The sequence below is a fragment of the Pseudomonas sp. FW305-3-2-15-E-TSA4 genome, from assembly GCF_058787295.1.
Genome location: NZ_JBYSZP010000005.1, coordinates 286,604 through 304,076, shown reverse-complemented (window position 1 = coordinate 304,076; position 17,473 = coordinate 286,604). Strand labels below are relative to the sequence as shown.

Genomic DNA, 17,473 nt, shown 5'->3' with positions numbered 1-17,473 from the left:
CCTTGCGTTGTTTTCGGGCCGGGTGGTTCCAGGCGTTCAGGCAGTGGGTTCTGGTCAGCTCGCGCAGATGTTCGGGCACTTCGAGGAGCGCGGCGTTGCGCTCCTCTCGTGTCCGCATGGCGATGATCTGGCGGGCGTATTCCCTAGGCCACGTCACGGTTGTCTGCCGGTATGGCAGGTAGGTCGATGCCCAACTGTTCTGCCAGCCAGCGGATGCCGGGTTGTTTCACCCTGGTCGACTGGCTGTACTGCATGCCGAGCTGGTCGTGGTACCACTGGCCATCCTTGATGCGCAGGTAATCGCGGTCGCGGTTGGGGTAGGTCGGTAGGTTCCTCTCGTTCAGCAGGCCTTTTTCCCGCATGCGAGCGATGAGCTTTGGCCGGGTGAGGCCGAGCTGGGTTGCGGCTTGGGCGAGGTTGCGTTCCATGGCGTCCTCCTCATGCCGCGTGCGCGGCTGGGGTGGCCGCTGCAGCGAGGTGGTTGATGGACTCGGTGACCTTGCCGTAGATCTCGACATCGGTGCCGTACGCGGTGAAGCAGCGGGTGTGCGGGCTTTTGTTGCCGATGCTCAGGATGGTGGTGACACCTGAGCGCGATTGCGTGCGGTGCACCGCGACTTGCAGGGGGTAGTCGAAGCCCATGTCGAGGCTCAGCACGCCGCCGGTGCGTACCAGCTCGAACACGCGTTGCTTGTCCGAGACCTCGAAGCGGCCGTATTCGCGGCTGGCATGCGGGCGGTGCACCAGGTCGCTGGTGTTGCTCGCATCGAATGGGCCGTTGGCGATCTCTTCGATGAAATCGGCCAGCTTGAGGTGCGTTTTCTTGTCGTTCGGCAAAGTCAGCGTGTGGCGTTCGCTGCCCAACTCGACGACGAAGGTGCTCTCTGTTGTGCCTCGTTCGACCTTGAGACGGAACGCCAGGCACTCACGCTTGGGCGCTGTCCTGAGGACGTGGTTGAAAGTCTCGGTTAGGTTGACCTGGGCGTTGAGCAACTGCAGGGTGCGGTTGTCGATTTTGTACTTGATCATGCTGCATGCCCTCCGCCGTTCGGATCGTATGGGGTGGGGGCGGTGCGAGCTTGCTGCTTCGCTTTGCTGGTGACAAACGAGCAGCCGCACTCGCGGGCTATGCGCCGAATCTCAAAGATTTGGAAGGGGTTCGCAGCGGCCGGGTGGACGTGCAGGGTTGCTGTGGTGTGCATGATTGCCTCGCTCTGTGGTGGAAGAGTGAGAAGCGATAATAACCCCAAAGGTTAATTCGTCAAGTTTTGTTAACCTTGTGGGTGATTTTTACGCCTGATCGAGCACTCCGCGGAAAGGCACCGGTATCTGGGAATGTTCGCTTTGCTATGGTAGTGTCGTTTTGATATTGAAGCTTCGCTGCGTTTTCTTTTGCCTGTGAATTGTCTAGGGATAGAACGAGTAATACATGGAATATAATGCTGAGTTTATAGAGGAACTCTTGGGGAGTTTTCATGGTTCTTTTATGGGGGACTATGACGAATGGTGCAAAATCGCCAAGCACGAGCCTAGTGGTAATCACTATGGGAATGAAAAGTATCAAAAATTATACGCGCTAAGATATTTTCCCGCTTATTATCTTGAGTATTGCTTTTTGGCTAGCTCGCTGCGTCGAAGAGTAGATGGTCATTATGACTATCTAAAGATATACTCTTTCGGTTGTGGTCTGGCTCCAGACTATTACGCTTTGAAAGATAACTTGGGTGATATAGCGTTCGATTATCAGGGATTCGACCACTTTCCGTGGCCTACGCAACCATTGGTACCATTACCCGATGCGAATTTTGGATTTTCACACGAAACCATCACTAATCTGAAAGTTTCAGATATTAAGGATGTAGATGTTTTTGTATTTCCTAAGTCTATAGGCGATATCGCTTCAAGCGATGTGGATGCAATGACAGACGTCGCTAAACTTATCGCGTCCTCACCTAAAAGCCGTATATTCTTTTTGAATTCATATGTCGCGACTGGAAATGGCTACTATACTTCACCTGATGTGAAGTTTTTTAAAGTCATCCATGATGCGCTTCTTGATGCTGGATTCAAAACTGACGATAGCTGGAATACAACTAAGTGTGAGGGAAGCATGTCGCAGTCTGGTGGTGTGGGTTTAAGAACCGTTCACTATAAATTCAGCTATCCTGACGAATATATCGTTGTATGTGGTAATCAAGAAGATGTGCCGCTTTGTAATACATGTAATGTAATTAAAAGACCTATTTTGACGAACAGGTTTATGGATTACCAGTTAATGGAGTACTATCGCTGAATGATTATTAGTGCGAGCAGACGTACGGATATTCCTGCTTTTTATCATGATTGGTTCATGAATAGAGTTCGGCAGGGTTTTCTATTGTCTCGTAATCCATTTAACTATAATCAAATATCACGAGTTTCGTTGCTTCCCGCCGATGTCGATGCAATTGTTTTTTGGACTCGTAACCCGAAAGCTCTAATTCAGTCATTAGATGTGCTTGATAAATTAGGTTTGAAATATTATTTTCAGTATACGATTACGGGATACCCCAGGTCATTAGAGCGATCAGTGCCGAAGCCGCTTGATGCGATTAGGATGTTCATTCAATTAAGTGAGCTAATAGGTAAAGAAAAGGTTATTTGGAGGTATGACCCTATTCTTCTTTCCAATTTCGTAGATCTAAATGAGCATAAAAGACTTTTCGGAAAAATTGCGGGTCTTCTAGCAGGGAGGACTGATAGGGTGGTTATAAGTTTTTCAGATTTTTATAAGAAAACTGAGCGCAATCTTAATGCTGTTGATGGATTGATATATTCCGATATTGTTGATGAATCTTCTAAGCTTCTGGATTTGTCGCGATATATGGCGACAGTTGCGAATAGTTATGGTATGCAAATTCAGAGTTGTGCAGAAGTTGTCGATACGACTGAGGCAGATGTGCCGCATGGGAGATGCATAGATAATGAGTTACTGCGTGATGTGTTTGGGTTGACTTTGAGTGATAAGAAGGATCAGGGTCAAAGAGATGCCTGCGGCTGTGTAAAAAGTGTTGATATTGGAGCGTATAATACTTGTCTCCATGAATGCTCTTACTGTTATGCGACATTCAACAAAGAAATGGTTTTGAAAAATCGCAGATCCCATGATCCCCAGAGCCCGTTTTTGATAGGCGGAGCCGAGGGTGTAGACCCAACCCTACTAACACCTGGCTCTATTCAGTCAACACTATTCTGACTGTTTTAAAGGTCAGAGATTTTCCAACGAGCGCGGCCGCAGATGCTCCACTCTTCAGTCATTCGAATGATCCGTTCTGGCCAGTCAGGATTCACTGCGAACAAATATTGTTCATTTCCTTCCTGTTTCAATTGCTTAAGGGTGGCGGCTTGATCACTGGTACGTTTCGCCGCCACAAAATGGCCTGGTAATGCATCAAGCGAAGGATCGATGACAATCTTGTCTCCCTCTACGAATTTTGGCTCCATGCTTATACCTTCGACGCGAAGTATAAAGGCTCTTGGGCCAACTGGGCCTGGAGCGTCAATCCACTCTTCTGCATCCCTTGGATCAAAGCTGCCATGGGCTTCACACCAAGCCCCGGCCGCTATTGATCCTATCACGGGTAACTTCCGTCCCGTATGGCTAAGCAATGTGGCGTTATTGAATTCGCCAAGGCCGTAGGGCATATCAAGATAGCCATCATGAAGATTCAGCGCTTTCTCGATTTCGCGAGCAATTTGATCACCAATACCTTTCGTAGGATTTCTCCCTCCGAAGGCGCTCACTTGGGCCGGTGCCTTTCCCAGAACGTCGGCGATATCAGTTAGGCGGAGCTTTCGCTCGGCTAAAATTCTTCTGAAATTTTGGAGGCGGGTGTCTGATATTTTCATGCAGCGATTCTGTCCTCATTAACCTTTGAGGTGAATGTCCTTTTGGGTATTGCAAAAGTTAACCCCAATGGTTAAATTGTGTGGCAGGAGGTACACCATATGAACCTGCGTGACTACATCAATCGTTTGGATTCCGAGGCCCTCGCGGCCTATGCAAACCGCTGCGGTATAGCTCAGAGCTATCTGAGACTTCATGTCAAATATGCGAGTAAAGATCCGAGTGTTTCCTTAATCAAATCTTTGACCCGTGAAAGTGAGGGAGCAGTCTCTCTAGCTGAGGTTTTGGAGCATTTCGGTATCACCGAAGCGACATCGTTCGGGAAAGCAGCGTAGATAGAAAAAAGGCGACCCAAGGGCCGCCCAGTTCCTCCCGGCACGCACCACCACAGCGCTGTCGGGTCGCGATAAAGGTAGGTGCGCACACCACATGCAACCATCACCCTTTATCGCGCTTTTCCAAGGCTCGGAAGCCTTGGTGTTGCTGCCTTTTCCACCACAGATTGGGCAGCTGTTGCGCCAGGGGTGAGCAACGGATTGCTCGCCCCGGCACGGTGCCGGTTTCGATCCCGAAGATCTAGCCGGCGTTTGGGCCCTTTCAAGCCACGCGGCAAATGTATCACCACTGCATGTCGCGCGGCACTGGCAACTTACAAGGATTAATGCCATGAGCCGTATCATTCTGAGCTCTCTAGACCGGGCGCAGCGGGAAGTTCTGCCGCTCGATCTTGCGCTTTACCATGCTGCACGGGACTACCCCGGTGGCGCCGCTGCTATTGCCGCCACCACCGGCCGAAATGCGACCACGCTGCAGCACAAGCTTTCCCCAACCCACCCAAGCCACACGGTGAACATTCAAGAGTTCGGCGAGATTCTCGAGCTGACCAAGGATCGCCGCATTCTGGATGCGGTGCATGCGCTGGTCGGTGACACGACCTGGCAGGAGCTGGCCGAGGCGTACACCAATGACATGCCCGAGACGTTGACCACCGGTATCGCGGAATACTTCCGCAAGGTGGCGGATCTGGCGGACACCTGGGCCAAGAGCATTGGTGACGGTGTCGTTACTCATGAGGAACTTGCCGCGATTCGCCTGCAGGTGTTTCGTGGGATTCAGGGCTTGCTGGGGATGTTCAACCGCGCCACGTATGTCAATCAGACTACGCGGGGTGTTGATCGTGGCTGATATCGCTGACTTCGCTAATGACCTGGTGCAAGAGCGTATCGATCAAGCGCTCGCTGCTCGCAACGCCGCCAAGCCTGCTTTGGCTGCGCATTCGTTTCTGTTCTGCGAAACATGTGATGACCCGATCCCTGAGGCCCGTCGTTTGGCGCAGCCCGGCTGCACTCAATGCGTGGGATGCCTTTCTGTCGACGAACTGAAGGTGGCTCGCCATGCTGGATGAGGTTCTGGGGCAATTCGCCGACTATGGGCTTGAGCCTGCGCACCCATTGGTGTTCGGTAAGCTCACCCGGTGCAAAACAGCGCAGGACAAGGGCAAGGAAAAGAACGGCTGGTACATCGCCCATGAGCATCGCACCGAGAAGGGCGAGACGCTGATTTTCGGCGCATTCGGTGATTGGCGTTCGGGTGAGTCGCAGAAGATCAAGGTCAAGGCCGGGCGGATGTCGCCGGAAGAGCGTGAGGTCATGCGCGCTCGGCAGGAAGAGGCGAAGCGGCGGGCGGCGGAGATCGCAGCCAGTGCGGCGCGTCGTGCGGCCAAGCGTGCGGCGGGTATGTTCAAGCGTATGCCGGAGAAGGGCCGTAGCGACTATCTGGATCGTAAGCAGATCGTCGGTATCGGTGTTCGGTATGCGCCGCGCACCGGTGCGTTCCTGGTGCCGATGTGCAACGTGCGCGACGAGATTGTCGGCCTGCAGGTGGTTTATCCAGCCAAACAAGAAGACACCGGTCGCGACAAGACGTACTGGCCCTATGGGATGTCGAAGGAGGGCGCTTTTCACCTGATCGGTCCGCATCCGGATCCGGGTGAGCCGGTGCTGGTGTGTGAGGGCTACGCCACGGGTGCAAGCCTGCATATGGCGACTTCGCTGACTGTGGCCATCGCATTTGACGCCGGCAATTTGCTGGTGGTGTGCAAGGCAATGCGTGAGCGCTTCGCTGGCTGCCCGTTGATCATCTGCCGGGATGACGACTGGAAGACCACCAAGCCGAATGGCGATGCGTGGAACCCTGGTGAAGAGAAGGCCAACAATGCGGCGCTGATCGTCGGTGGCCAGGTGGTTGCGCCGATTTTCTCCGGCGAGCGTGAGGTCAAGTGGACGGACTTCAACGACCTACATATCGCCGAAGGTTTGGAGGCTGTGCGCCGTCAGGTGCTGGCGGTGGTGAAGCCGCCGGCCGCTGGTGGCTGGAAAGACATGTTAGCTCGGAGCGAAAGCGGCGCGCTGATCGCGCACATGCAGAATGTCGAGTTGATCCTGGCCAACGATGAACGCTGGGCAGGGGTGATCAGTTACAGCGCGTTCAGTTCGAAGATCGTGAAGCTGCGTGCGGCGCCTTATGGCGGCGGCACGGGCGATTGGGCGGACATCGATGATGTGCGGGTGATGAAGTGGCTCGCGCAGCAGTACAACTTGCGGGTGAAGGCGTCGCATGTGATCGAGGCGGTGAGTGTGGTCGCGCATGACCATGCATTTCATCCGGTGCGACAGTACCTGCGCAAGCTTGAGTGGGATCGCGTGCCGCGCCTGGAGAGCTGGCTCACGGATGTCATGGGGGTGAAGGCCACCGATTACTCGAGCAAGGTCGGCAAGCGCTGGATGTTGTCGGCGGTGGCGCGGGTGATGAAGCCGGGCTGCAAGGCTGACTCGGTGATGATCCTTGAGGGCGCGCAGGGCGCCGGTAAGTCGACGGCGATGAGCATCCTCGGCGGCGAGTGGTTCATGGATACGCCGTTCGCCCTCGGTGACAAGGATGGCTTTCAGGCGATCCGGGGCAAGTGGATCGTCGAGCTGGGCGAGTTGGACAGCTTCAACAAGGCCGAGAGTACCAAGGCCAAGCAGTTTTTCTCGGCGTCCACCGATACCTACCGTGAGAGTTACGGCCGTCGCACGATGGACGTGCCGCGTCAGTGCGTGTTCGTGGGGACGACGAACCAGGACGAGTACCTGAAGGACGCGACCGGTAACCGCCGTTATTGGCCGGTGGCGTGTACCAAGGTAGATCTGGAGCTGTTGCGGTCGATCCGCGATCAGCTGTGGGCCGAAGCGGTGTTCTGCTACGACGCAGGCGACCTCTGGTGGGTGACGCTGGATGAGGCGGCTATGTTCGGCGAGGAGCAGGACGAGCGCTTTGTGGTGGACGAATGGGAAGGGCCGATTCTGAACTGGCTGGAAGAGTCGCAGATCGGCGAGACCACCACCGGCAGTGAAGTGCTGAGCAGTGCGTTGAAGTTGGATTTCGGGCATTGGGGTAAGCCGGAGCAGATGCGCGTCGGGGCGATCATGCATCGGTTGGGATGGCGGCGTGTTCGGATGCCTCCGTTGGTGAAGAGTGGTCAGCGGCCATGGGCTTACAAGAAGCCTGCAGGTTGGGGCGGTGCTTCGGCGTTGAAGCGGGAACCGATTGAGGAGCCTTGCTTTGATTAAGGAGATCGATTCGCTACTTCGGTTGTGGGCCCAGGAGCTGCATTCCGAGCATTCGAAAGGTGGGCTCGCTGGGGGGAACATGGTTGCCATGATGATGGAGAGTAATGGGCAACTGATCCGTGGGCGGCGGGCCTTTCGTGCGCCGCTGGAGAGTTCTCTCGACATCGAGCTGATCGTGACCAAGCATCTGGCGCCCGAGCTGGTGACGGTTGTGCGGGAGCATTACTGCACGCTCGACGTTGATATGCGCTTGCGTTACGCGCACTGCGGTTGTGGCCGTGACACGTACTACCAGCGTTTGCATGAGGCACACCTACAGATCTACTGGGTGCTGATGGGGGCGGCTGCGTGACCCCAGGCATGCGTCCGGCTGTTGCTGTCCCACTGGCCCGTCTTGTCCCGCTGCGTTTTGATGCAGTGGGACAGGTGCGGGCCTTGTCGTTGTTGGGTTGTCCCACCGTCCCGCTACAAAGTGCTTCCCGCCCGTGTAAGCGTAGCGGGCAGCAATACGCGCGTTTCACGCGCACGCGTGTTCTTTAAGATTCTTCCTTTACACGAGAAAAAGAGAGAGATAAGTAGGACAGTGGGGCGAAGCCCCGAATTTAGGCGCTCTAAGGCGTCCCACTACGATTCTGAAAAGTGGGACGGATGGGACACCTCCGCAACAACAGAATGCCGTGGTGGTGTATTCGCCGACATTCGCTAGGCGTTCACCCTGTGTTACCCACTTATTCACCGGGTGGCATTAAAACAGGGTTGCTGCCACCGGAATCGACCTGTAAAAAGTAGTCATCTTCGATAGGTGCGACCGCAGAGAGCGGCAAGCACCAAACCACCAAACCCGGCCATTGCGTCGGGTTTTTGCGTTCATGGGGTAGGTGATGACAAGCGAGCAGCAAGCACTGGCAGAAATGCCGATCTGGTTAGTGATCGTCCTGGCCCTGGTCGGCGGCGTATCGGGGGAGATGTGGCGTGCGGACAAGGACGGGGCGCGGGGCTGGGGGTTGGTGCGACGCCTAGCGCTAAGGTCAGGAGCCTGCATTGTTTGCGGGGTGTCAGCAATGATGTTAATGATTGGGGGAGGCATGTCGATATGGACTGCGGGTAGCTTGGGATGCCTCACGGCAATGTCTGGGGCCGATGTTGCCATCGGCCTATATGAACGCTGGGCTATTAAGCGCTTAGGTATACATTGAAGGAATTAATTAAAACCAGTCGTTAAGATTTTTCAGCTGGTTTGGGGCAGCTGAAAGAGATGGTTGCTGTTGGGTACTCTGTTTGTATCAGAGTTATAGAGCAAAGCTCGTTGTTAACGCGAACCGTTTGTGAACCAGCTATTTTAATAGTTACCGAATCATTGTTCACATACCCCCAAACTATCCCGGAGCTGATGCTAGATACACCAAATACGAGCCGGTTTTTTACTAGTTCAGCGGTTTGGCCTTCCCTTAGTTTGAATTGGCTTGTATCTCCTAGGGACTTGCGCAGCTCGTAGCTAAGTGAGTCAACTTCGGCCGATAGTTCTTCTGCTTTAGTGGTTGCTTCTACAAGTTTTAAAGCCGACTTCTTGCTTTCGGCTTCAGAAATGGCGAGTGCCGTCTTTAAATTTTTAATTTCTTCAGCAGAGGCAAGTTGTGATTGAAGTGTTTCGCTGACAGTGTTTAGCTTTTTAAGAGTATCAGGTAGTTTCCAGGACTCAGCCTGATTATATACTGCGATCTGATTTTTTAGATCCTCGATATAGTCTTTCCGAATTTCCCAAGTTAGATAGATTGTGGCACCTACAACGGTCGTCAAAAAACCAATAATGGACCACAGTACTTTCCATGTAACAGAGACATTTATGGGCATTTCTATCAAGCCTGAACGAAGTGGGGTTAGAGAGGCAGCACATTTTCGGATGGCAAAATGAAGGCGCAAGGCTACTACGGCTAGATCGTTTAGGCCATCATTCTCCAAGGGACCCTGAGATCTAGCTAGAGATACGGGGTCGGAAACCCGCGGGAAACTGTTAGCCGCAGACTTCCCAGCTTACTGAAATTTCAATCATTGAAATCTTGAAAGGATTCATTGAAATACGTTGAAAAAGGAGGGCTCATGACAGAACCAACCTACCTGTCGAAGAGCGCCTTCGCGGCCCGGCTCGGCAGGTCGCCGAGTTACATCACCTGGCTGAAAGACAACAACCGTTTGGTGTTTTCGCCCAATGGCAAGCAGGTTGATGTACATGCCACCGAAGCGCTGATTCGCGACACCGCCGACCCGAGCAAGGCCGCCGTTGCTGAACGCCATCAACAAGATCGGATTCAGCGCAACGTTTACAGCCAACTGTCGACCCAAACCGAGCCGACTTCCACGGCTGCGCCGCCGCTGGCGGCTCCGACGACAGACAAGCATCCGGATTTTCAGAAGGCACGCGCGCACCGTGAGTTCTACTTGGCGCAGATGGCCGAGATGGAGTTTCACAAAGCACAGGGCTCAACAGTCGACGTTACGGCAGTTCAGTCCGGGGCATACAACGCCGGTCGCATGCTTCGCGACACGTTGCTGGGTATGCCTCCGCAACTGGCTCCGGAACTGGCGGCCATGTCGGATCCATGGGAGATCGAACGACACCTGACTGCAGCATTGAGACAACGGCTTGAGGACGCCGGTCGTATGTCCTCTGAGGAATTCGGCCACACACTGGATACTAACTGGGAGGTGATAGATGAACCTGACCAGATCTGATGGAGCGACGGTTTACTGCGAGGCTTATTTCCGGGGGCTTCAACCTGACCCGGATGTGTGGGTGGACGAGTGGGCCGACGAATACATGCGTATTCCGCGAGATTCAGGTGCCGCTGAGCCCGGCCAATACCGCACCTCTCGCACCCCTTACGCACGTGAGCCGATGCGCTGTTTATCGCCAGCTCACCCCTGCAAGCGCGTCGTTACGATGGTGGCTTCGCAGTTGATGAAAACCCAAATCGCCCTAAATTGGATTGGTGGCCTGATCCATATGGCACCGTCCAATATCCTGACACTGCTGCCGAGCCTTAGCCTGGCTAAGAGGGTGTCATCGAGGATCAGCAAGACCATCAAGGCCACGCCCGTTCTGCGTAAGCGAGTGGCGTCCAGTCGGTCTCGTGACTCCCGCAACACGATGGACACCAAAGAGTTTGAAGGTGGTTCGCTGTACGTGACCACTGCGGGTTCCGCGGCCAACTTGGCCGAACTCTCAGCGCGCTATGTGTACGGCGATGAGGTGGATCGTTGGGAAGTCGACGTCGGAGAGGAGGGAGATCCCATCGAGCTGGCAGAGACTCGGGGCAGTACCTTTGGCCGGAATGCCAAGTTCTACTTCTCCAGCTCACCAACGATCAAAGGTGCTTCGCGTATCAGTGATCTGTTCGAGTCCAGCGATCAACGTTACTTCTACGTGCCGTGTCCAACTTGCGGGCACAAGCAGGTACTGGAGTGGGAACGTTTGCTCTACTCCAAGGATTACCAGCTCATTCACTACCAGTGTGCTGGGCCTGAGTGCGACGTGTTGATCGAGGAGCACCATAAGGGCTGGATGCTTGCCAATGGCGAGTGGATAGCCCATGCCGAAGGTGATGGCGAAACGGTTGGCTTTCATCTCAACGCGTTGTACTCGCCACCAGGCTGGATGGACTGGCGTACGCTGGCCAGGCAGTACGAGAAGGCCAAGCGGGCACAGGCGAAAGGCGATCTTGAACCGATGCAGGTGTTCTACAACACCCGCCTGGCCAAGGTCTGGGACAGCGCTCAAGAGCAAACCAAAGCCGATGTTCTTATGGACCGGGCGCGTCTGGAAAGCTACGGCCTCGGCTCAATGCCGTCCGGTTCGCTGATGCTTACCGCCGCCGTCGACGTTCAGGCTAACCGTCTAGAGTTGATGGTCATGGGCTGGGGCTTTGGTATGGAGCGTTGGGTGATTGATCACAAGGTGATCTCAGGCGACCCCGCTGATGAGCGAACTTGGGCGGTACTTGATGACTTGCTCAAAGCTCGCTACCGGCACCCTTGCGGTGTCGGCTTGGCGATTCTTGCCACGGCTGTCGACTCCGGGGGCCATCACACCGATGAGGTCTACCAGTTCTGCCGCATGCGGCGCTGGCGCAACATCTTCGCCATCAAAGGTGCGAGCAAGCCCGGCAGACCGGTGATTGCCCAGCGGCCCTCGATGGTCGACGTGACCTGGAAGGGTCAGACCGAGCGCCACGGCGCCGAGCTGTGGTTCGTCGGTACCGACACCGCCAAGGATTGGATCTACAACCGTTACCCGTTCCCGGATGGACCCGGCTCGCTGCATTTTGCCAACGATTTGCCGGACGACTTCTTCGCCCAATGCGTGGCAGAACGCAAGGTCGCTCGCTACGTCCGCGGTCATAAACGTGTCGAGTGGATCAAGGGCAAAGCCGAGCGCAACGAAGCACTGGACCTGATGGTGTATTGCCTGGCCATGGCGCATTACCTGGGCATCAATCGGTACCAGGAGCATGACTGGGATCGGGTGCGGCAAGCCTTGGCACAATCCGGATTGTTCGACGATGCCCCGGTCCAGCCTGTCCATGCCCCGCGTGTTGAACAAGCCCAAACAACCGAAACAGCGCCGCCGGCTGTTTTCCGGCAAGCCCAGCTGGCACCGCCTACACCGGCTGCACCTGTCGCACCCACGCGACCTGCTGCATCGCCATCACCACGCCGCAGCTCTACCAGCGGTTATCTGAAGAGACGCTGATATGTCCTTTACCCAACAGCACCTCGACGTAATCGAGAAGGCCATCGCGCGCGGTGAAAAGACCGTTCGCTTCGGCGACCGCACCGTCGAGTACCGCACCATCACCGAGCTGTTGCAGGCCCGCGACGAAATTCGCACCTCGCTGCTCAACGCTGCCGGGCCACGTTCGCGCGTGGTCAGGCTTTACCACGGAGGCAAGGGACTGTAATGGCTCGTTATCCGACGCTAACCCGTAACGGATTCTTGCTGCCGTCGAACATCAAGGCCAGTTACGAAGGCGCCGGGGAGGGCCGTCGTTCCGCTGGCTGGGATGCGCCCGACAATGGCTTGAACTCCATCAACACTCCGGCGCTGCGCAACCTGCGTTCCCGTTCGCGGGCCGCAGTGCGCAATGACCCGTATGCTTTCAACGTCATCGAAAAACGCGTCAGCAACCTGATCGGCACCGGCATCAACCCCCGGCCGAAGACGGATGATGACGCCCTGCGTAAGCAACTGCAGGAACTGTGGGAAGACTGGGTCGATGAATCGGATGCCGATGACCTCACCGACTTCTACGGCCAACAGGCGCTTGCCGCGCGGACGGTGGAAACCTCCGGCGAGTGCTTCATTCGTCTGCGGCCACGCAGTCTGGACGACGGTCATGCGGTGCCGCTGCAATTGCAGTTGCTCGCACCGGAGTTCGTACCGCACGACAAATTCGAAACCACCCGCGACGGCAACGTCATCCGTGCCGGCATCGAGTTCAACCCGGTCGGCAAACGCGTGGCGTACTGGATGTATCGCTCGCACCCGGGCGATCCCTCGTCACTGAATGCCGGCTACAACCAGCTCGTGCGGGTGCCTGCCTCGCAGGTGCTGCACATCTTCGAGCCACTGGAGCCTGGGCAGTTGCGTGGCGTGCCGCGCTTGTCACCTGTGCTCAAGCGCCTGCGCAGCCTCGACAACTACGATGACGCTGTGCTGTTTCGCCAAGAGGTGGCCAACCTGTTCGCAGGTTTCATCACCCGACCGCCGCCGGATTCCGGTCCCATACCGCGCGACCCGGTCACCGGTCAGCCACTGGTGACCGACCGCGACGGCTTCACGCCAATGGTCGCGCTCGAACCCGGAACCATGCAGGAGCTCGGCCCGGGCGAGGAGGTGGAGTTCTCCAAACCGCCCGATGCTGGCAACAACTACCCGGACTTCATGCGGCAGCAACTGATGGCCGCTGCGGCCGGTACCGGTACCCCCTACGAGATCCTCACCGGCGACATGCGCGAGATCAACGACCGCGCGTTGCGCGTCGTGCTCAACGAGTTTCGCCGTCGTCTGGAGCAACTGCAGTTCAGCGTGTACGTGCACCAGCTGTGCCGTCCGGTTCGTGCCGCGTGGATGGACATGGCGGTGCTGTCCGGTGCGCTGGTGCTGGAGGATTACGCCCAGCGACGGCGCGAGTATCTACGAACACGCTGGGTGCCGCAGGGCTGGGCCTACATCCAGCCGGTGCAGGATGTACAGGCGCGCACGATGGAAGTCAAAGCCGGCTTCGCCTCGCGCAGCGAGATGGTGCTGCGCACCGGTTACGACGCCGAAACGGTCGATGCGGAGAACGCCGCTGATCTCGCCCGGGCCGTTCGCCTGGGCCTCAATTACAACACCCTGGACGTCATCGAGTCGCTCGACGACAAGGAGCAACCATGAGCAAACAAGCGCGACCGCGCATTTACAATAAGGCCGGCGAGCGCGTGCAGGTATCGGACAAAAGCTGGTACGCCATGCAGGCCAACGGCGAAGCCGAGCAACGCACCATTGAAGTGTTCGTCTACGGCGAGATCGGTACTTGGGGCATTACCGCCAATCAGTTTGTCCAGGATCTGCGCGCCATGGACGACGGTGTTTCGCCTGTCGTGGCGGCGTTTAACAGCGTCGGCGGTGATCTATTCGATGGGCTGGCGATGCACAACGCGCTGTCGCGGTTGGGCGAGCGTTGCACTGGCCGGGTCGATGCACTGGCCGCGAGCGCAGCCAGCGTTGCGGTGTGCGGAGCGCACCGGGTGGTGATCGCGTCCAACGCCATGTTGATGATTCACAACCCGTGGACCTACGCCGCCGGCGACGCCGAAAGCTTTCGCAAGGTCGCCGATGTGTTGGACCAGACCATGGAAGCCATCATCGCGGCCTACAAGGCCAAGGCTCCTGACATCGACGAGCCCGAGCTGCGCCGCTTGGTGGCGGCCGAGACCTGGTTGACGGCAAACGAAGCGGTTGCCTTGGGTTTGGCCGATGAGATCGGCGACGGCGTCAAGGTCAAAGCGTGCTTGGGGCAAGGCGCCGTGCTGCAGCGATTCCAGCATGCCCCGGCCGCACTGCTGGCTCAACTGGATGAACCGACCGATCCGGAACCCGAACCCACACCGGAGCCTGCGCCGCCGATCCCGGATGACCCGCCTGCGCCGGCGTCCAATGCCGCGCAACTCGCGGTGCTAATCAGCCAGCGTTGCACGGCGGCGGGTATCAGCAACCTGATCGAGCCGCTGCTCGCTGTCACCAAGCTGGAAAGCGAAGCGGTGGTGCAGGCGGCGCTGACCCAGGCCAAAGCCATCAACGACTTGTGCGTCGCCGCGCGGTTACAGGAGTTCAGTGCTGAGTACGTTTCGGCCGGCCTGGATGCCTCGGCGGTGCGTGCCCGACTCTTCGACAAACTAGTCGGCAGCGGCAAAGGCTTCGAGATCGACAACAGCCTGCCGCTGGCCGATGACCCTCCGCCGAAAGTGCAGGCCAAGCAGATCGACCAGCCCTCGATCTGGTCCGCACGCCAAGCGGCGCAGACCGGCAAACGAACCTCACTTACTGGAGCTACTGCATGAACATTCAACGCGAACCGATGCACGCCGGGGAATTCCTCCTGTCCGAGGGCGCCGGCACCATTTCCCGTGAAGCAATCAACGTTGCCGCCGGCCCGGCGCTGGAGCCTGGTCAGATCCTGGGTCTGGTCACTGCCACCGGCGAATTCGCTCCGTACAACCCGACCGCCGAAGACGGCAGCGAAAACGCGCAGGCGATTCTCTTCGGCCCGCTGAGCACGTCCGACATTGTCCGTCGCGGGCGCGCCGTGGTGCGTCTGGCCGAGGTCAGCGAAGCACACTTGACCGGTCTGGATCTGGCCGCCGAGAAAGCGCTGGCTGCCCATAACGTGATCGTTCGCTAAGGTGATCGCCTTCAAATTTTCAGCCCGCCCTGTGCGGGTTTTTTGTTTTCTGGAGACTGCTACATGGCTGACATTCAAATCTTCAACGACGAGGCATTCTCGGTGTCCTCGTTGACCGCCGCCATCAACGAACAGGAATACGTTCCCGGGCGCATTGGCAGCCTGGGTCTGTTCCAGGAAGAGGGCATCACCACCCTGACCGTGCAGATCGAGAAGGACGGCGACACCTTGGCCCTGGTACCGGCGGGTGAGCGTGGCACCTCCGGTCTGGTGGTGTCGGGCAGCAAGCGTAACCTCATCCCGTTCAATACCGTGCACCTGCCGCAACGCTTCACTATCAAGGCTGATGAGATCCAGGGTATTCGCGCTTTCGGTACGCGCTCCGAGCTGCAGTCGGTGCAGGACGTGGTCAACAAACGTCTGGCCAAGGCGCGCCGTCAATTGGACGTTACTCACGAGTTTCAGCGGCTGGGCGCGCTGAACGGTAAGATCTACGACGCCGACGGTAAAACGGTATTGCTCGATCTTTATGAGCGCTTCGGTGTGGAGCGACAACGTATGCCGATGGAGCTCGCAAATCCAAAGGCAAATTTCCGCGTCAAATGTGGTGAAGCGCTGGACATGCAGGAGGAGGCTCTTGGCAGCGTGACGCGTAGCGGTTCGCGAGCGTTCTGCGGTAAGAACTTCTGGAATGCGATGTTGGAGCTTGAAGAGGTAAACAGAACGTATCTCAATACGCAGCAGGCGGCTTCGCTGCGTGGCGATGCCCGCGAGAGCTTCGATTACGGTGGCATCACCTGGGAACGTTATCGCGGCAAGATCGCCGGCATGACCTTCGTGCATGACGACAAAGCGCTGCTGATTCCCGAGGGCGTCCCGGATCTGTACATCTCGGTGTTTGCTCCTGCCGACTACATGGAAACGGTCAACACCGAAGGCGTGCCTTACTACAGCAAGATCGAACCCTTGCCGTTCAACAAGGGCATGGCCGGTGAAGCGCAGTCCAACCCACTGCACATGTGCACCCGGCCGCTGGCGCAGATCCTGTTGGAAATGTAGTCATGGGCATTCGCGAGCTGATGGCCGATGTCGACGACATCGTCTTTGAAACCTTGGGCGACAGTGCACGGATCGAAGGGCGTAGTGAACCGGTACTCGGCATGTTCTCGGCGCCTTGGTTGCAACCGCGAATCGGGCGGATGAACACCGCCATTCGTGAGCCGCGCTTCGAGGTCCGCGTTGCTGACGCCGATGGTTTGAGCAAGGGGCTGCTGGTAAGCGTTGACGTACCGGAGCTCGACGGTGGCGGGGACTACGATCTGCTGCAACTTGAACCCACCGGTGACGGTCTGGTCGCCCTGATCCTAAGGAAACGACCATGAGTGTTGGCAGTCACTTCAAACCCTCGGCCGGCGGCGGAATGATCTCGTTGCAGACCTCGGCGGCAGACCTGAAAGCCTTTCAGGACTTCGCCGCCGTGCTGCCAAAAGCAGCAGCCAACGCCCAGCGCCGAGCCATCAACAAAACTTTGCGTTGGCTTGCCACACACATCGCCCGCGCCGTCGGCAGACAGGAACGGATTGCAGTCGCTGCTGTTCGGCAGCGGCTGCGGGCCTACCCGGTCAGCGGTGGAGCGAACAGCGGCAAATTGTGGTTCGGTCTCAACGCCATGGAGGCCAGTCGCGTCGGCCGGCCTCGGCAGAGTCGCTCTGGTGTCTCGGTGGCAGGCCGGCGCTTTCAGGGCGCGTTCTTCAAGAAGGTCTACGGCAACAGCGCAGACGTCTGGATCCGTACCGGCAGTAAGCACTTCAGGGCGAGCGATTATCCCGACAGCGATGTCAGCAGGGCGGTCGGCGCGAGTTCGGGCTGGATCGCCGAGCACGACAATCGCTTCCCGCTGGCCAAGGCCAAGGTGTCGTTGGAGCAGGCTCGCCCGCATTTCGAGAGCTGGGTACGCAAGGCTGACGAACACCTGGTGCATGTCCTGCAGCAGGAACTCAATTTCGAAGTGCAGAAGCACTTGAAGGGGAAATGAC

21 protein-coding genes are annotated in these 17,473 nt (G+C 57.0%); 17 read left to right on the top strand and 4 right to left on the bottom strand.

What is annotated here, in order from left to right; all coding sequences use genetic code 11:
- Nucleotides 1-143: 143 nt before the first annotated feature.
- Together AC3WMV_RS09400 and AC3WMV_RS09395 are read right to left on the bottom strand one after the other, a co-directional pair.
- Entirely contained in the window at nt 144-428 is a 285-nt protein-coding gene (locus AC3WMV_RS09400) for a phage antirepressor KilAC domain-containing protein (protein WP_103368809.1), read from the bottom strand.
- Between the two features lie 10 nt (nt 429-438).
- Nucleotides 439-1,029 carry a hypothetical protein gene (locus AC3WMV_RS09395; protein ID WP_103368808.1) on the bottom strand — a complete coding sequence of 197 codons (591 nt, stop codon included), beginning with the start codon at nt 1,027-1,029 and terminating at the stop codon, nt 439-441.
- 400 nt (nt 1,030-1,429) lie between these two features.
- Between AC3WMV_RS09395 and AC3WMV_RS09390 the strand changes: the two genes are divergently transcribed.
- Nucleotides 1,430-2,293, top strand: coding sequence for a hypothetical protein (locus AC3WMV_RS09390; protein ID WP_103368807.1), 864 nt, complete (start codon nt 1,430-1,432; stop codon nt 2,291-2,293).
- Nucleotides 2,294-3,235 carry a DUF1848 domain-containing protein gene (locus tag AC3WMV_RS09385; RefSeq protein ID WP_103368806.1) on the top strand — a complete coding sequence of 314 codons (942 nt, stop codon included), beginning with the start codon at nt 2,294-2,296 and terminating at the stop codon, nt 3,233-3,235.
- Between the two features lie 5 nt (nt 3,236-3,240).
- Here AC3WMV_RS09385 and AC3WMV_RS09380 read toward each other — a convergent pair whose 3' ends face one another.
- Complete coding sequence (locus AC3WMV_RS09380) at nt 3,241-3,888, bottom strand: LexA family protein (RefSeq protein WP_103368805.1); 648 nt, start codon at nt 3,886-3,888, stop codon at nt 3,241-3,243.
- 99 nt (nt 3,889-3,987) lie between these two features.
- On the opposite strand from AC3WMV_RS09380, the gene AC3WMV_RS09375 reads away from it, so the two are divergent.
- The 6 genes from AC3WMV_RS09375 to AC3WMV_RS09350 all read left to right on the top strand — a co-directional run bounded on the left by AC3WMV_RS09375 (nt 3,988) and on the right by AC3WMV_RS09350 (nt 8,693).
- On the top strand, nt 3,988-4,221 hold the full coding sequence (locus tag AC3WMV_RS09375) for a hypothetical protein (RefSeq protein WP_103368804.1): 234 nt from the start codon (nt 3,988-3,990) through the stop codon (nt 4,219-4,221).
- A gap of 331 nt (nt 4,222-4,552) precedes the next feature.
- Nucleotides 4,553-5,071, top strand: coding sequence for a phage regulatory CII family protein (locus tag AC3WMV_RS09370; protein WP_178085258.1), 519 nt, complete (start codon nt 4,553-4,555; stop codon nt 5,069-5,071).
- Nucleotides 5,064-5,291, top strand: a complete 228-nt coding sequence (locus tag AC3WMV_RS09365; protein WP_103368802.1) for a TraR/DksA family transcriptional regulator — start codon at nt 5,064-5,066, stop codon at nt 5,289-5,291. The genes AC3WMV_RS09370 and AC3WMV_RS09365 overlap by 8 nt, the downstream gene beginning before the upstream one ends.
- Nucleotides 5,281-7,497, top strand: coding sequence for a virulence-associated E family protein (locus tag AC3WMV_RS09360; RefSeq protein WP_103368801.1), 2,217 nt, complete (start codon nt 5,281-5,283; stop codon nt 7,495-7,497). Before AC3WMV_RS09365 ends, AC3WMV_RS09360 begins: the two co-directional genes overlap by 11 nt.
- The gene (locus AC3WMV_RS09355; RefSeq protein WP_103368800.1) at nt 7,490-7,849 is read left to right on the top strand and encodes a PA0613 family protein; all 360 of its coding nucleotides are present in this window, start codon (nt 7,490-7,492) and stop codon (nt 7,847-7,849) included. Before AC3WMV_RS09360 ends, AC3WMV_RS09355 begins: the two co-directional genes overlap by 8 nt.
- A 529-nt stretch (nt 7,850-8,378) precedes the next feature.
- Complete coding sequence (locus tag AC3WMV_RS09350) at nt 8,379-8,693, top strand: phage holin family protein (RefSeq protein WP_103368799.1); 315 nt, start codon at nt 8,379-8,381, stop codon at nt 8,691-8,693.
- Nucleotides 8,694-8,715: 22 nt separating this feature from the next.
- Here the strand turns inward: AC3WMV_RS09350 and AC3WMV_RS09345 are convergent, their stop codons facing one another.
- Nucleotides 8,716-9,348, bottom strand: coding sequence for a hypothetical protein (locus tag AC3WMV_RS09345; protein WP_146038501.1), 633 nt, complete (start codon nt 9,346-9,348; stop codon nt 8,716-8,718).
- Nucleotides 9,349-9,594: 246 nt separating this feature from the next.
- Here AC3WMV_RS09345 and AC3WMV_RS09340 point away from each other — a divergent pair, with 246 nt between their 5' ends.
- From AC3WMV_RS09340 to AC3WMV_RS09300, 9 genes are all read left to right on the top strand, one after another.
- Nucleotides 9,595-10,227, top strand: coding sequence for a terminase small subunit (locus AC3WMV_RS09340; RefSeq protein ID WP_103368798.1), 633 nt, complete (start codon nt 9,595-9,597; stop codon nt 10,225-10,227).
- Nucleotides 10,208-12,244, top strand: coding sequence for a phage terminase large subunit family protein (locus AC3WMV_RS09335; RefSeq protein ID WP_103368797.1), 2,037 nt, complete (start codon nt 10,208-10,210; stop codon nt 12,242-12,244). The genes AC3WMV_RS09340 and AC3WMV_RS09335 overlap by 20 nt, the downstream gene beginning before the upstream one ends.
- Before the next feature lies 1 nt (nt 12,245).
- Nucleotides 12,246-12,452, top strand: coding sequence for a phage head-tail joining protein (locus AC3WMV_RS09330; protein ID WP_096796982.1), 207 nt, complete (start codon nt 12,246-12,248; stop codon nt 12,450-12,452).
- On the top strand, nt 12,452-13,930 hold the full coding sequence (locus tag AC3WMV_RS09325; RefSeq protein WP_096796981.1) for a phage portal protein: 1,479 nt from the start codon (nt 12,452-12,454) through the stop codon (nt 13,928-13,930). The genes AC3WMV_RS09330 and AC3WMV_RS09325 overlap by 1 nt, the downstream gene beginning before the upstream one ends.
- A complete protein-coding gene (locus AC3WMV_RS09320) occupies nt 13,927-15,096 on the top strand; it encodes a head maturation protease, ClpP-related (protein ID WP_103368796.1) in 1,170 nt (389 codons plus the stop codon). Before AC3WMV_RS09325 ends, AC3WMV_RS09320 begins: the two co-directional genes overlap by 4 nt.
- Nucleotides 15,093-15,437: a head decoration protein gene (locus AC3WMV_RS09315; protein WP_095139914.1), complete on the top strand. Its 345-nt coding sequence runs from the start codon at nt 15,093-15,095 to the stop codon at nt 15,435-15,437. Before AC3WMV_RS09320 ends, AC3WMV_RS09315 begins: the two co-directional genes overlap by 4 nt.
- 63 nt (nt 15,438-15,500) lie before the next feature.
- Complete coding sequence (locus tag AC3WMV_RS09310; RefSeq protein WP_103368795.1) at nt 15,501-16,496, top strand: major capsid protein; 996 nt, start codon at nt 15,501-15,503, stop codon at nt 16,494-16,496.
- Nucleotides 16,497-16,498: 2 nt separating this feature from the next.
- Nucleotides 16,499-16,819, top strand: coding sequence for a head-tail joining protein (locus tag AC3WMV_RS09305; RefSeq protein ID WP_103368794.1), 321 nt, complete (start codon nt 16,499-16,501; stop codon nt 16,817-16,819).
- Complete coding sequence (locus tag AC3WMV_RS09300; protein WP_103368793.1) at nt 16,816-17,472, top strand: hypothetical protein; 657 nt, start codon at nt 16,816-16,818, stop codon at nt 17,470-17,472. The genes AC3WMV_RS09305 and AC3WMV_RS09300 overlap by 4 nt, the downstream gene beginning before the upstream one ends.
- Nucleotide 17,473: the final 1 nt, after the last annotated feature.

Bases quoted from the DNA above. Each gene is read 5' to 3' on its own strand.
- AC3WMV_RS09400 (WP_103368809.1), bottom strand. From the start codon at position 428: ATGGAACGCAACCTCGCCCAAGCCGCAACCCAGCTCGGCCTCACCCGG.
- AC3WMV_RS09395 (WP_103368808.1), bottom strand. From the start codon at position 1,029: ATGATCAAGTACAAAATCGACAACCGCACCCTGCAGTTGCTCAACGCC.
- AC3WMV_RS09390 (WP_103368807.1), top strand. From the start codon at position 1,430: ATGGAATATAATGCTGAGTTTATAGAGGAACTCTTGGGGAGTTTTCAT.
- AC3WMV_RS09385 (WP_103368806.1), top strand. From the start codon at position 2,294: ATGATTATTAGTGCGAGCAGACGTACGGATATTCCTGCTTTTTATCAT.
- AC3WMV_RS09380 (WP_103368805.1), bottom strand. From the start codon at position 3,888: ATGAAAATATCAGACACCCGCCTCCAAAATTTCAGAAGAATTTTAGCC.
- AC3WMV_RS09375 (WP_103368804.1), top strand. From the start codon at position 3,988: ATGAACCTGCGTGACTACATCAATCGTTTGGATTCCGAGGCCCTCGCG.
- AC3WMV_RS09370 (WP_178085258.1), top strand. From the start codon at position 4,553: ATGAGCCGTATCATTCTGAGCTCTCTAGACCGGGCGCAGCGGGAAGTT.
- AC3WMV_RS09360 (WP_103368801.1), top strand. From the start codon at position 5,281: ATGCTGGATGAGGTTCTGGGGCAATTCGCCGACTATGGGCTTGAGCCT.
- AC3WMV_RS09350 (WP_103368799.1), top strand. From the start codon at position 8,379: ATGACAAGCGAGCAGCAAGCACTGGCAGAAATGCCGATCTGGTTAGTG.
- AC3WMV_RS09345 (WP_146038501.1), bottom strand. From the start codon at position 9,348: ATGCCCATAAATGTCTCTGTTACATGGAAAGTACTGTGGTCCATTATT.
- AC3WMV_RS09340 (WP_103368798.1), top strand. From the start codon at position 9,595: ATGACAGAACCAACCTACCTGTCGAAGAGCGCCTTCGCGGCCCGGCTC.
- AC3WMV_RS09335 (WP_103368797.1), top strand. From the start codon at position 10,208: ATGAACCTGACCAGATCTGATGGAGCGACGGTTTACTGCGAGGCTTAT.
- AC3WMV_RS09330 (WP_096796982.1), top strand. From the start codon at position 12,246: ATGTCCTTTACCCAACAGCACCTCGACGTAATCGAGAAGGCCATCGCG.
- AC3WMV_RS09325 (WP_096796981.1), top strand. From the start codon at position 12,452: ATGGCTCGTTATCCGACGCTAACCCGTAACGGATTCTTGCTGCCGTCG.
- AC3WMV_RS09320 (WP_103368796.1), top strand. From the start codon at position 13,927: ATGAGCAAACAAGCGCGACCGCGCATTTACAATAAGGCCGGCGAGCGC.
- AC3WMV_RS09315 (WP_095139914.1), top strand. From the start codon at position 15,093: ATGAACATTCAACGCGAACCGATGCACGCCGGGGAATTCCTCCTGTCC.
- AC3WMV_RS09310 (WP_103368795.1), top strand. From the start codon at position 15,501: ATGGCTGACATTCAAATCTTCAACGACGAGGCATTCTCGGTGTCCTCG.
- AC3WMV_RS09305 (WP_103368794.1), top strand. From the start codon at position 16,499: ATGGGCATTCGCGAGCTGATGGCCGATGTCGACGACATCGTCTTTGAA.
- AC3WMV_RS09300 (WP_103368793.1), top strand. From the start codon at position 16,816: ATGAGTGTTGGCAGTCACTTCAAACCCTCGGCCGGCGGCGGAATGATC.